Below are 13,389 nucleotides of genomic sequence, written 5' to 3'. Positions count from 1 at the left end.
TGCTTCCTGCCTGGCGCGATTTTAAGTCGCACCAGTTTGGCCATACATGCGCTGCGAAATGCCCACAGCTGCCTCTTTCAACACACTAATCGCCGTATCAACTCCGCGTTCATCCCAGTCCACGCGATATGTCACTGCCAACGCTGCTGCAGGACGCCGCAAGTGGTCCAAAATCGCCACCGCGACTGAGCGTTGCCCGCGGGAGACTTCCTCTATTTCCTCTGCCCACCCGCGACGATGGAAAAGCTCCAAGCGCTGGCTAATCTCGCGCCAGGATTTCTGCAACCCGCTGCCGCTAAGTGTCGCTTTCGCCTCTGATTGCGGCAAATGCGCCAGCATTATGCGACCGGAGGCAGTCTGCGCCGCGGTTAAACGCACGCCCACCTCAGTAATCAAGCTCACCGCATTCTTTGAGCGCACCTCACTGAGATATAAAATTTCCTCACCCGACAGCCGGGCCAAATGCCCCGAACCGCCGACCAATGCTGCGGCTTCCTCCAATGGTTTTTGTGCCATGCGCACCAAAGGCTGCTGCGTCGTATACGCCGAGGCCATCGAGTATGCCGCCAAACCCAAACCATACGTCTGGTTTTCTGGCAGGTGCACCACAAAGCCGGATGATTCCAGCTCTGCCAGCAAGTGATAGGTCGTCGACCGCGGCAAGTCCAGCTCTGTACGTATGCGCGCTGCCGAAATTGGAACATCAATGCTCGATAGCAACGCCAAAATACGCAACGTATTACGCGCGGCGGGGACCTGAATTTTGCTCACGATGCCAGCTTAGAGCACCACTGGGACAAAATGTTCGTTTATTGTGGTGGCATGAATACCGAAACCGCTCCGCTGTACTCCCCCGCCCCGGCGTGGACTGGGCGCGATGATGGCCCCGGGATTGAACATGCACGCTGGCATAATAGAATTTCCCCGCAGGCAGATACCCCAGGGATTGCACTTTTAGGCTTTGCTTCCGATGAAGGCGTGCTGCACAATGGCGGCCGCCAGGGCGCTGCCGCCGGCCCCGCAGCGCTCCGGGAAGCGCTCGGCGGTTTAGCTATCCACGATGAGCTTCAGCTTTCCGATGCCGGCACGATCACCACCCAAGGCGATGACCTGGAGGGCGCGCATGATGAATTATCCCGGCGCGTTTCTGCGCTAGTAGATGCCGGTCACCTGGTGATTATTCTGGGTGGCGGGCACGAAACAGCATTCGGTTCCCATCGCGGTCTCCTGGATGCGTCTGGTCCTTCACAGATCATTAATCTGGATGCGCACTTTGATTTGCGCGTTGAAGATCGTCCAACCTCCGGCACTCCTTTCAAGCAGATTTCTGAGCTCGTCGGCCCGAAGAATTTCGACTATTCAGTGCTCGGCATTTCACGCGCTAATAACACTGCAGCGCTTTTTGATACCGCTGCCGACTTAGGCGTGCACGTAACTTTGGATGAGCAGCTCGCCGCCATGTCTATCGCCGAGTGCGAAAAGCTAGCCGCCGATCTCATCGCGCAGTCACGTTTTGACCATATTCATCTCTCCATCGATATGGATGTGCTGCCTGCTGACCAGGCGCCAGGTGTTTCGGCTCCGGCGGCACTCGGCGTGAGCTTTGACCGTATTCGCGCACTCGCCGTAACCATTGCGCATACCGGCAAGCTGGCTCTGGTGGATATTGTGGAGATCAATCCCCGCTACGATCAAGATAACCGCACGTCCAAGCTGGGCGCGCGGTTAATCAATGACATCGCAGTAGCTCACCATCAAGCCAAGTCTGCGAAATAGTTCTTCAGCTATCACAAAATAAGGTGCGCGATTGGCGTGACGATGATAATCGTCAGCGCCACGCGCTCAAACCAGATGATGATCATCTGCGGGATAGATAGCGGGATGCGGGTTGCCATGATGCATGGAACCAGTGCTGAAAAGAAAATGATGGCGGAGATAGACACCACGCCGATAACGAATTTCAGCGCGATTTCATCGCTGCCGGCCACAGCTGTTGCTGGCAGGAACATCTCAGCGATACCCAGTGCTGCGGCCTCGCCCGCCAGCTGTGGCTCCGGCAGGCGCACAATCCACGCAAATGGGTAAAAGAGGTAACCAATCCATTCAAAGATTGGGGTAAAGCGCTGCAGCAGCAAGCCCAGCAGGCCAACCGACATGATTGAGGGCACAATCGCGCCCGCCAAACGCAGGCCATCGAGGAAATTCTCACTAATCGCCTTCCACAGGCTCGGCGCGCGGTCGAGCTGCAGCAGTGCTTCCCGTGATGCTTCCTTCAGGCGATTCTTCTTCACATCACGCTCTGGGTCCGGAGTCGCACCTTCGAAATACTCATCTGGCATCGTGCGCAGCGGAGGAATATGCACGGTAATCGCTGTGACCGCAAAAGTCACCACGAGAGTGACAAAGAAGAAGGTCAGCCACATGTCCATCAGATCCAAAGACTTAGCCACGATCACCATGAATGCTGCTGAGACCGTAGAAAAGCCCGTCGCGACAATCGCCGCCTCGCGTCCCGTGTAGCCGCCTTGCTGATAGACGCGATCAGTAATCAAAATGCCCAGTGAGTAGGACCCCACAAAAGATGCCACTGCATCAATCGCGCTTCGGCCCGGGGTGCGAAATAGTGGCCGCATGATCGGTTGCATGAACACACCCACGAATTCCAGCAGGCCATAACCAATCAACAGACCCAGGAATGCGCCACCGATAGGCACAATCAAACCAACCGGAACAGCAATAGAGTTCCACAGAAATGGCACCAGGTCATCCTCACCCAGCACCCACGGCAGCATGCCGATGACATGCAAGAACGACACGATGAGACCGAGGATGTTTAGTACGGCGAAGACACCATGCACCCAGCCGCGTTCCCATGATTTAGTAGCAATGCCGCGGTACGTGCCAAAGGCAGCCAAAGCCAAAATCAGCCACGGAACTGCTGATGGGATCGCATCCCTGATAATCGTGACCATGTGGTCAAGTGGAATGGAATTTCTTTCTTGATACGTAATCGGAAAGAAGAATACGAAAGCGCCAATCGCGCTATAGACAATCAGCCGCCATTTGCCGGCAACGTCGGGTAATTTTTCATCGTGGTCATTGGTCTGGCTCACGACAGAATCGGGCGTCGTCATCACTGACTCCTACGACAAAAGGGGTGCGGTATGCGAAGCATCTACCCTTTCCTGCCCTGAAGCATGCGCAATAAGGCATGCAATCGCTCAAGGCAGCAAGATTAGATGCTGCAGAGAAATACATGCCCGCGCGACAGCCCGACGCGAGTTATTTACATCCTAAGTGTCACAGACCACAATGTCACGGCTTTGGCCAAATTTTATGGCATTCGACGTACTTGCGCCTTGGTGCCTTCGAGAGTCTCTCGTGCAAAGATCCAGGCTACAACGCCAACCAGGGACAAAACGCCACAGAACGCAAAGGCGATCTTAAAGCCAAAAATATCAGCGAGCAGCCCAACGATGATAGGGCCGCCAATCGATCCTAAGTCCATGGCCATCTGGAAGGTGGACAGCACTTGACCACCGGAGCGTTCATTACCAATCACATCGGCGATCACTGCCTGCTGCGAAGGATTAGTAAAACCACCGGCAGCGCCCGCCAGCGCCGAAAGGATAATCAGCATCGGAACATTTTCAGCAAAACCAAAGACACCCACGAAGATGGCCGTGCCGGTCAGGCCCGCAATGATCAGCGGGCGCCTACCGATGCTATCTGCCAGCCGACCTGAGAATTGCAGCACGATTGCGGTACCAGCGGCATAGGCCGCCAGTGCAAATCCAGCGACCGCCGAACCGTTGTTGAAAACGGCTGCAGCAAAAAGTGGAACCACCGAAACACGCACGCCCATATTCGCCCAACCATGCGCGAAATTCGAGGTCAGCGCGGCCCTAAAAGCCGTATCATTCCAGGCTTCGCGCAGCTTCATAGCTGGCTTTTCCGTTGCCTTTTCTGCGGTTTTATCCACCTTGGGCATCATGATCCACACCACGAGCGCCGCCAAGGCCACGCCCACGCCGTAGATGAAAAATGGCCACCTAAATCCCAAAAATGACAAGGCCGCGCCCATCACCGGACCAATGATGTTGCCGATCAGAAACGCAGTGCCATAGATTGCCGAGCACTTGCCACGAATGGTCGGTGGCGCCACCTTCACAATCAAGCCCATGGCTGAGACCGTAAACATGGTCGAACCAATACCGGCGAGCGCGCGCAGCACAATGATGTGCCAATACTCCATCGCACCGGCAACCAGGCCGGTGGTGACCGCAACAATCAATAGGCCCGAAATATACACCGCGCGGGTGCCCACCTTATTGATGAGCGCACCAGCCCCAGGCGCCATCACCAACCGGCTGACGGAAAAGATTGACACCACTAAACCAGCTGCGGCCATCGATACATCAAAGGTAACGATGAACTGCGGGAGCAGTGGCGCAATTAATCCATAGCCCAGAGCAATAATGAACGCTGCTACCACCAGTACCCAAATTTCACGCGGTACCTTCGGCTGCTCTGCAACGTCAAGGTCTGGGTTATCTGGGGAGGTAGAATCCATATTTGTCATAGCAGGTACAACTCTAGCCCTTGATTGTCCAAAAGGCTTTTCAGACTAAATTAGAATAAATGTTCTATAGTTTCGACTAGTTTTAGAACGGATGTCCGATAGGGGTTTTAGAGTCACAGCCATGAAAAAGAACAAAAACATTCCATCAATCATCCGCCCACAATCCATCGCACACGCGGCCACGAGCCCGGAGCCTATTGACATTGCTTCTGTCACCGGCGAAGTGCTTCTCGCGCATTCAGAGACCGTTGATGCTATCAACGCCATCATCCGACATCCCCGTTCTCTCAATCGGGATATAGCTGATTGGCGTCCACCGAAGAAGCAACTGCCTGGGGTACTCAATCGCACTGGACTCACCGCAAGCATCACGCGCTTTCGCGTGGGACCACGCGCGATGGCGCGGATTCGCGGCTATGGCGAACGCCGCAAGCCGGTCTATCTCATCCGCTTGCGCATCACGGATCCTTCCGGTTTTGAGGTATCCCATGAGGTTGCCGAGGGCTGGGTGCGCGCGTTGATTCCAACTCATGCCGCATCATCAGTTCATGAGATTCCTTCAGGCCAAGCCGCAACATTTGTATGGATGGTCGACCGCGACTACCAACCATTGCGCTCCCCGAGCTCCCTTTATGCGGGCCTCGAGCAAGCCGCGTAAGCACTCTCCTACCGGACTTGCCTCGCAGACTCTGGCCTCACAACCCTTTCCTGCACACCTCCTGGCGACCAGCTTTCTTGGCGGCCGGCTCTCTTAGAGGCAGACCCTCTTGGCGGAGGAATAAGTAAAACCGCAGCACGCTGCATTTACGCAGTGACCGCGGTACCCGTATCGACCTACTCTAATTAGGGCTTTGTCTTAATTGTCCGCATCATCCTCATCATTGGAGGCTTCCGAATCATTTGAGTTCTGGTATCGAGAGCCTTTCAGCTCGTGGATTTCTAGGTCGTCGTCATCATCGTCATCGTCGTCATCGTCGTAGCCATCAAGTTCGTCGAGCTCACTTTCCAGCTCTTCGTCCAAGGTGTCCTCGCCGTAGATGTCATAGACGTCCGGTTCTTCGAATTCACCAGCATCAAAAGGAACCAACTGTGACTCCCAATCCAAGGCACGCTCAGAAACTAATCCGAGCACGTCGAAGAGGCGGTCGAAATCAACATAAGTTCCTAATTCAAGGGTCTCGGCTGGAATCTCGATGACAGGCTCAGCAACATCCAGCATCGAAGAAGCCAAAAGCAGGCGATATGCTTCATCCGTCAGCGGCTCTTCAGCCTCGACACCACTTTCAGCATCAACGTCCCACAATTCCTGAATGGTGGCGTCATCATAGTCATCGATTTCAGATGTGTCATCCACATCCAGCTCTTCATCATCGACGTATGCGAAAGACAAGAAACGCACGATCGCCGAAGGAATTCCATCCACGGTTTCCACGAGCACGCGCAGTTCGGAATCATTCGCTACTTCTGCGACCACCAAGTTCGGATTGAACTCATCCTGCATAAACTCCAGTTCCGCGATTCTTTCATCGGTTCCCTCAAGCAAGTCACGCAGCACTGTCACAACCTGATCGGTGGCGATGTGGCGGGCTACCGCCTCAACCGCATCTTCGACAGAGAACGCCACCGAGACCAGAACAGCCTCAAAGTCTTCATCGTCTTCATCTACATCCGCTGCGGCAATGTAGACGTTTGCAGCCGGGAGTAAAGGATCGATTTCCACGAACTGGATTTCCAAATCCGATGTAATCGGCACAAACATAATGTCGTCATTGACGCGAGATTCAATTCCCTCGGCATCCAAGGCCGTTGCAATGTTTTCGAAAAAGCTCATATCTGGCAATCCGTCCTTGTTATTAAAAAGCGTGGGACATACGACAACGATAATGAACGCCGTCGCTGCCCAAGCCTACCGCGAAGACTGAAACTGCGGGGATGGAAGAAGGAAGTTTATTAAGTATTTCCCCGCAACCTGCCAGTCAATGATCACAGTCCAAGATCACAGTCCAAGATCACGGTCCAAATGATTCCAGCAAGAACTCAATCTCAGCCAGAATATCCGCCCGTCCTGCACCCCACTCAAGCATGTTGTAGTCATTCCATGCCTTGCGCCTTTCGCGGCGCGGATCTAAGACCACCGAAGGCGGTGCATCAAAGACCATTGTCGCACGATGCACAGGTGGCTTTTCCCTCTCACGCTTAGGCATATCTGCAGGTGTCGCCGGTTTCGGCTGAGTCTTTCGGTGCTTTACTTCTGAAGCGGTGGTCGTATAAATCGGCCAATCATCGCCCGGACGCCCGAAATGAATAAAGTTTGCCCAATGACTTTGCATCAGCGCCGTCAAGTTAGCCATCTCATCCCCGCTACCAATCCTCAGCAATAGCGACGCCCGCGAAGCACTCATATCACCAAAAACATTGGATAACTCCATCGAGTGCATCGCACCCAACCCCAGCGCTTTCAGAGCCTTGGATGCGTAATCAAAGCGATACATCCAAGTCGAATTCTTTAATGCATGCGACTGTGCGATCCGCACTGACGGTGCCCAAAAGAGGGCATCGGCAAGCAGCTCGGCAAAATCAGCACGGTTTGATGCTCCGCCATACGCTTCCACCACACCTGGCGCATTCTTTTCATCAAAAGACGCCAAGAGCCGAAGAGCCGCACGCTGACGAACTTGTTCGCGCTGGAATACAAACTTGGAAAAGCTCGCTTCATCGCTGTTACTACCAATCAGCAGCGGAATATCCATCTGTTTGCCCTGCTTAAACACCTCCAGGGGGTGTTCTGGCAGCAAATCTCCGTCCACCGTTGGCGCGTAAGAAGAATTGAGATGCATGATCTCACCATTACGCCACATCATCGACTGACCAGCGCGGACAATATCCGCACCGTCATGCGCACGCAGTGCTTCCACCGTCGAACCCCGCGGCAGCGCCATGCGGTTGACCAGTTGCCTAGCCCACCACGTCGACTGCGTGCGCGAGTGGATCAGACCAATCGGCGAGGACTGCGCGATTGCGCGATGAAATAGCCCTCGAGCAGCGGGGCTGGCCATCAGCGTCAATACCGCTGCGCCGCCTGCTGATTCACCCATGGCAGTGACACTATCGGGATCGCCGCCGAACGCAGCGATGTTGTCCTGAACCCACTGCAAGGCCAAAAGCTGGTCCATGACGGCTGGGTTGGCCACACAGTCATCGGAAAGCGAACGCAAATCCAGATATCCCAGCGCGCCCAACCGGAAATTGATAGACACATAAACCACATTTATTGCTTCTGCGAGCGAAAATCCTCGCAGCATCAACATGTGTGAAGAACCGACGATGAAAGAACCGCCGTGAAAATACACCACCACGGGTAGCTGCTCATCCGTATCGGGACGAACAATGTCGAGGTGCAGGCAATCTTCGCTGCCGATGATGCGGTCATGCCACGAATAGGTGGGTTGTGGCGCTACCGGCCCGAATTCATTGCAATAGCGAATACCTTCCCACGGCTGGACCGGCTGCGGGGCACGAAAACGATTCGGCCCTGAAGTATCGGCGCCAAAGGGCACGCCCCGCCAGGAACGTACGTGCTTACCGTCGACTTCTTCCATGCGGCCGTGCACCCAACCCGATGCGGTTTTGATGGTGAGGTTTTCGCCTGTTGCCTGCTGAGCAGCGGCTGCTGCCTGCTGTGCACGGCGACGTGCGGCTTCAGCCTCAGCTTTCGCCGCTGCCACGGATAGTTCGCGTTCCACCTGGTCAGAGGAAAATTCAGAAGAAAACTCCGGCTCTTGCCCATCCAGGTTCGGTGTTTCATCACTCATGCCGAACACCGCGGAAGCGACATGGAAACGAATTAGAACTCATATTTATAACAATAACGACGTTCCGGGAATGGCGCTGGCAATCAATAGTGTTGAACACTGTGAAGTCCATGCGAGGTTCCTGGCCCGCCTTGTATCCTCGCTCTTACTAACTTTTACTTTGTAACTAATCATTGATGAAGGAAAAATTATGAAGCTGCCACAAATTTTGAATAGGAAAAACTCCCCTGCCCAGACTGAGGTTTTAGAAGGCGACATCGTTGAAGGCTCTGAAAACCAAGAGGCCCGTGAGTTGTTAAACAATGATGATAAATTCGCCAACGCCATCATGTCAGGGCTGCAAAAGGCGGTTGAGGTGCAGTCTTCCTCGGTAGCCAAATATGTTAACTCGGTGCGCAAGCGAAACCCCGATGCCAGCGACGATGAGATCCAAACCATCTTGGATAAGCACTTTGTGCGCCTGGTTCAAGGCACCGGCGCTGGAGCTGGCGCAGCGGCAGCAATCCCCGGCATCGGGTTTGTGACCGGCGCTGCAGCAATCGGCGCTGAATCCTTATTTTTTATCGAGGCTGCCGCCTGGTATTTCTTAGCTTCCGCGCATAATCGCGGCATCGACCTGAGCACTAAAGAGCGCCGCATGACAGTCGTACTCTTGGTACTCAACGGGTCCAAAGGCTCCGCGCTAGTTGATGCCTTCGTGGAAGATATGGGCAAGGGCGGCGCTGTGTCCACGGCAACCGCGCTGACGCGCTTTTCGGCGCCATCGCTGTCAGGACTGAATGGTCGACTGCTGCAGATGTTTATCAAAAACATGTCTAAACGCGTGCGGTGGATGTGGGTCTCCAAACTCGTTCCTTTTGGCATTGGTGCGGCCTTGGGAGCGCTGGCGAACCGTAAGCTGGGGCGCCAGATGATCGAGCACACTCGCGAACAGATTCCACAACTCGTTGACTAACCCATATCTACCCACATTCAAGGGTCATACACGCAGGTAAACCCCAAGGTATTCCACGATATGGGCGGGTGTTGATAAGTAATTTTGCAATCAGCCGTATCATTGGTGAAGAACTGTTTTCAGCGGCGGCCTACCTTATAGTGGCTAAGCACTGGAAGCACAACTAAAGTCGACAAAAGACCCATACATAAACTCAAGGAAATGAGGCGAGCACCTGCCGTGAGCAACTCGAGCATTTATGGCCCAAATGCGTGGCTGATTGACGAACAGTTCCAGCAGTATTCCAAAGATCCCAACTCCGTTGATAAGGAGTGGAGAGAGTTCTTTGAGAAGAACGGTGCACCGAAGCAGGCGGAAGCTCCGAAGGCTGAGGCCAAGGCTCCTGCCAACGCTCCACAGGCAAATAAGAAGGCAGAGGGCGAGCCGACTGCCACCAAACAGGCAGCGCGCGAGACCACTGTAGAGGCAGACGTTAAGAAGGCAAAGACTGTGCAGAAGGCACCAAGCCCAGCAGGCCCAAAGGCGAAGAATGCGCCAGAATCCCCGCTCGATCGTATTGAGCCTTATCCAGAGCCATCCGAGCAGCCGCTAAAGGGCATGTTCAAGGCGATTGCTAAGAACATGGATGCGTCCCTTGAGATCCCAACCGCAACCACTGTGCGCGATATGCCAGTGAAGCTGATGTGGGAAAACCGCGCGATGATCAATGATCACCTCAAGCGCACCCGCGGCGGCAAGATTTCCTTTACCCACATCTTGGGCTGGGCCATCGTCAAGGCCGTTCAGATCCACCCAGACATGAACGTTCGCTACGAAGTTCAAGATGGCAAGCCAACCGTAGTACAGCCAGAGCACATCAACTTGGGCTTGGCTATTGACTTGCCGCAAAAAGATGGCTCCCGCGCGCTTGTTGTTGCAGCCATCAAGGATTGTGAGAACAAGACTTTCACAGAGTTCTTCGACGCCTACGAGGACATCGTTGCGCGTTCCCGTAAGAACAAGTTGACCATGGATGACTTCTCCGGTGTCTCCATTAACCTCACCAACCCAGGTGGTATCGGTACCCGTCACTCGATTGCTCGTCTGACCAAGGGATCCGGCTCCATCATCGGCGTTGGTTCCATGGATTACCCAGCAGAGTTCGCTGGCGCTTCCTCTGACCGCCTCGCCGACCTTGGCGTTGGCCGTCTGGTTACCTTGACCTCCACCTATGACCACCGCGTCATCCAGGGTGCAGAGTCCGGCGAGTTCCTGCGCACCATCGCTCAGCTGATTGTTGACAACAAGTTCTGGGATGAGCTCTTCACCGCCCTTGGCGTTCCTTACCAGCCTTTCCGCTGGGCACAGGATGTACCAAACCGCGGCATTGATAAGAACACCCGCGTGATGTCCCTCATCGAGGCGTACCGCTCACGTGGGCACTTGCTTGCCGATGTCAACCCGATCCGCTGGGCTCAACCAGGCCTGCCAATTCCAGATCACCGCGACTTGGACATGGAAACTCACGGTCTGACCATCTGGGACCTAGACCGTGAATTCAACGTCGGCGGCTTCGGTGGCAAGGAAACCATGACCTTGCGCGAGGTCCTCTCCCGCCTGCGTACTGCCTACACCCTCAAGGTTGGTTCAGAATACGCGCACATCCTGGATAGCGATGAGCGCGAATGGCTGCGTGACCGCCTCGAAGCCGGCATGCCTAAGCCAACCAACGCTGAGCAGAAGTACATCCTGCAGAAGGTTAACGCTGCGGAAGCATTCGAGAACTTCCTGCAGACCAAGTACGTCGGCCAGAAGCGTTTCTCCCTTGAGGGCGCTGAGTCTCTGATTCCTCTGATGGATTCCATCATTGACACCGCTGCTGGCCAGGGTCTGGACGAGGTTGTCATCGGTATGCCTCACCGTGGTCGCTTGAACGTCTTGTTCAACATCGTCGGCAAGCCACTGGCTCAGCTCTTTGCTGAGTTCGATGGCAACTTCAAGGGCGGCCAGGCTGGCGGCTCCGGCGACGTGAAGTACCACCTGGGCGCTGAGGGCGAGCACCTGCAGATGTTCGGTGATGGTGAAATCAAGGTCACCCTGACCGCTAACCCATCCCACCTCGAGGCAGTCGACCCAGTGCTGGTCGGTCTTGCTCGCGCACGTCAGGACATTCTGGACAAGGGCACCGACGGCTACTCTGTTGTGCCTTTGATGCTGCACGGCGATGCATCATTTGCGGGCCTCGGCGTTATTCAGGAGACCATCAACCTGTCTCAGCTGCGTGGTTACACCACCGGCGGTACCGTTCACATCGTGGTCAACAACCAGATTGGTTTCACCACCACTCCGGATTCTTCCCGCTCCACCTACTACTCCACTGACCTGGCAAAGGGCTTCGATTGCCCAGTCTTCCACGTCAATGGTGATGACCCAGAAGCAGTTGTCTGGGTTGGTCAGCTGGCAACCGAATACCGTCGTCGCTTCGGCAAGGATGTCTTCATCGACCTCCTCTGCTACCGCCTGCGCGGCCACAACGAGGCTGATGACCCATCTATGACCCAGCCAGTTCTCTACGACAAGATCAACGACCACCGCGGTGTTCGTGAGTCTTACACCGAAGACCTCATCGGCCGTGGTGACCTGTCTTCCGAGGACGCAGAAGCAGCAGCACGAGACTTCCACGACCAGATGGAGTCCGTCTTCACTGAAGTTAAGGAAGCTGAAAAGGCTGGCCCACAGGAGCAGTCCGGTATCACCAGTTCTCAGGCGCTGACCCGTGGTTTGGATACTTCCATTACCGGTGATGAGCTTCGTGCGCTGGGCCAGGCTTACCTGGATACCCCAGAAGGTTTCGAGTTCCACAAGCGTGTGGGCAAGGTTGCGCAAGAACGCGCTAAGGCCTCCATCGAAGGCGGCATCGACTGGGCTTGGGGCGAACTCATCGCATTCGGCTCCCTGGCTAACCAGGGCAAGGTTGTCCGCTTGGCTGGCGAAGATTCCCGTCGTGGTACCTTCACCCAGCGCCACGCTGTTGCATTCGATCCAAACAGCGGCGACGAGTTCAACCCACTCAACGAGCTTGCTTCCGAACGCGGCAACGGTGGTAAGTTCCTGGTCTACAACTCCGCACTGACCGAGTTCGCAGGCATGGGCTTCGAATACGGCTACTCCCTGGGCAACCAGGAGGCCGTCGTTGCTTGGGAAGCACAGTTCGGTGACTTCGCCAATGGCGCGCAGACCATCATCGATGAGTACGTCTCTTCCGGTGAAGCTAAGTGGGGCCAGACTTCTTCCCTGATTCTCCTTCTGCCACACGGCTACGAAGGCCAGGGCCCTGACCACTCTTCCGCTCGTATCGAGCGCTTCCTGCAGCTGTGCGCTGAGGGTTCCATGACTATTGCGCAGCCGACTACCCCGGCAAACCACTTCCACCTGATTCGCCGCCAGGCATTGGGTGAAATGAAGCGACCACTGGTTGTCTTCTCCCCTAAGTCCATGCTGCGTAACAAGGCAGCAACCTCTTCCATCGAAGAGTTCACCGACGTCACCTCGTTCACTTCAGTCATCAATGACCCGAACCTGGTTGACCGTGACAACAACGTCATCGGTGATGTGGACAAGGTCAAGACCATCATGCTGTGTTCCGGCAAGCTCTACTACGACTTGGAGAAGAAGCGCGCTGCCGATGGCCGCGACGACATCGCCATTGTCCGCATTGAGATGCTGCACCCAATTCCGTTCAACCGTCTGCGTGAGGCATTCGAGAAGTACCCGAATGCTACCCAGATCCGTTTCGTTCAGGATGAGCCAGCAAACCAGGGTCCATGGCCGTTCTACAACGAGCACCTGCGCAATCTGATTCCAGATATGCCAGAAATGGTTCGCGTATCCCGTCGTGCTCAGTCCTCGACTGCAACCGGTATCGCAAAGGTTCACCAGCTTGAGCAAAAGAACCTGCTTGAAGAGGCATTCGACATCTAGTCCTTCTCTTCAACGCTAAGGGTGGTGGGGGCGCGAAAGTGTGGGGAGCCCCCCCCGCTTGGTCTCTCCCGATCCCCCCT

General features: G+C 55.1%; 9 protein-coding genes. 4 read left to right on the top strand and 5 right to left on the bottom strand.

The features are described from left to right. Positions 1-21: 21 nt before the first annotated feature. Positions 22-771, bottom strand: coding sequence for an IclR family transcriptional regulator (locus ACG98I_RS06665; protein WP_394719453.1), 750 nt, complete (start codon positions 769-771; stop codon positions 22-24). A gap of 51 nt (positions 772-822) precedes the next feature. On the opposite strand from ACG98I_RS06665, the gene hutG reads away from it, so the two are divergent. Next, complete coding sequence (hutG, locus tag ACG98I_RS06660) at positions 823-1,776, top strand: formimidoylglutamase (protein ID WP_394719454.1); 954 nt, start codon at positions 823-825, stop codon at positions 1,774-1,776. Positions 1,777-1,787: 11 nt separating this feature from the next. Here hutG and ACG98I_RS06655 read toward each other — a convergent pair whose 3' ends face one another. Both ACG98I_RS06655 and ACG98I_RS06650 read right to left on the bottom strand, forming a co-directional pair. Then, the gene (locus ACG98I_RS06655; protein ID WP_394719456.1) at positions 1,788-3,134 is read right to left on the bottom strand and encodes a YjiH family protein; all 1,347 of its coding nucleotides are present in this window, start codon (positions 3,132-3,134) and stop codon (positions 1,788-1,790) included. Between the two features lie 200 nt (positions 3,135-3,334). Next, positions 3,335-4,582 carry an MFS transporter gene (locus tag ACG98I_RS06650; RefSeq protein ID WP_394719458.1) on the bottom strand — a complete coding sequence of 416 codons (1,248 nt, stop codon included), beginning with the start codon at positions 4,580-4,582 and terminating at the stop codon, positions 3,335-3,337. A 121-nt stretch (positions 4,583-4,703) separates the two neighbouring features. Between ACG98I_RS06650 and ACG98I_RS06645 the strand changes: the two genes are divergently transcribed. Then, positions 4,704-5,240, top strand: coding sequence for a hypothetical protein (locus tag ACG98I_RS06645; RefSeq protein WP_394719459.1), 537 nt, complete (start codon positions 4,704-4,706; stop codon positions 5,238-5,240). Positions 5,241-5,438: 198 nt separating this feature from the next. Here the strand turns inward: ACG98I_RS06645 and ACG98I_RS06640 are convergent, their stop codons facing one another. Next, on the bottom strand, positions 5,439-6,413 hold the full coding sequence (locus ACG98I_RS06640; RefSeq protein ID WP_394719460.1) for a DNA primase: 975 nt from the start codon (positions 6,411-6,413) through the stop codon (positions 5,439-5,441). Positions 6,414-6,591: 178 nt separating this feature from the next. Beyond that, positions 6,592-8,394, bottom strand: a complete 1,803-nt coding sequence (locus tag ACG98I_RS06635) for a carboxylesterase/lipase family protein (protein ID WP_394719461.1) — start codon at positions 8,392-8,394, stop codon at positions 6,592-6,594. A gap of 190 nt (positions 8,395-8,584) precedes the next feature. Here ACG98I_RS06635 and ACG98I_RS06630 point away from each other — a divergent pair, with 190 nt between their 5' ends. Then, the gene (locus ACG98I_RS06630; RefSeq protein ID WP_394719462.1) at positions 8,585-9,349 is read left to right on the top strand and encodes a hypothetical protein; all 765 of its coding nucleotides are present in this window, start codon (positions 8,585-8,587) and stop codon (positions 9,347-9,349) included. A 201-nt stretch (positions 9,350-9,550) separates the two neighbouring features. Next, positions 9,551-13,309: a multifunctional oxoglutarate decarboxylase/oxoglutarate dehydrogenase thiamine pyrophosphate-binding subunit/dihydrolipoyllysine-residue succinyltransferase subunit gene (locus tag ACG98I_RS06625; protein WP_394719464.1), complete on the top strand. Its 3,759-nt coding sequence runs from the start codon at positions 9,551-9,553 to the stop codon at positions 13,307-13,309. Positions 13,310-13,389: the final 80 nt, after the last annotated feature.

Origin of the sequence: Corynebacterium sp. L4757, assembly GCF_043673995.1 — a bacterium.
Classification (GTDB): Bacteria; Actinomycetota; Actinomycetes; order Mycobacteriales; family Mycobacteriaceae; genus Corynebacterium.
Note: the sequence above shows the minus strand (reverse complement) of the source record. Positions and strands in the feature narration are given on the sequence as shown.

Coding starts and splice junctions, on each gene's coding strand:
- hutG (WP_394719454.1), top strand. CDS start 823: ATGAATACCGAAACCGCTCCGCTGTACTCCCCCGCCCCGGCGTGGACT.
- ACG98I_RS06655 (WP_394719456.1), bottom strand. CDS start 3,134: ATGACGACGCCCGATTCTGTCGTGAGCCAGACCAATGACCACGATGAA.
- ACG98I_RS06650 (WP_394719458.1), bottom strand. CDS start 4,582: ATGACAAATATGGATTCTACCTCCCCAGATAACCCAGACCTTGACGTT.
- ACG98I_RS06645 (WP_394719459.1), top strand. CDS start 4,704: ATGAAAAAGAACAAAAACATTCCATCAATCATCCGCCCACAATCCATC.
- ACG98I_RS06640 (WP_394719460.1), bottom strand. CDS start 6,413: ATGAGCTTTTTCGAAAACATTGCAACGGCCTTGGATGCCGAGGGAATT.
- ACG98I_RS06635 (WP_394719461.1), bottom strand. CDS start 8,394: ATGAGTGATGAAACACCGAACCTGGATGGGCAAGAGCCGGAGTTTTCT.
- ACG98I_RS06630 (WP_394719462.1), top strand. CDS start 8,585: ATGAAGCTGCCACAAATTTTGAATAGGAAAAACTCCCCTGCCCAGACT.
- ACG98I_RS06625 (WP_394719464.1), top strand. CDS start 9,551: ATGAGGCGAGCACCTGCCGTGAGCAACTCGAGCATTTATGGCCCAAAT.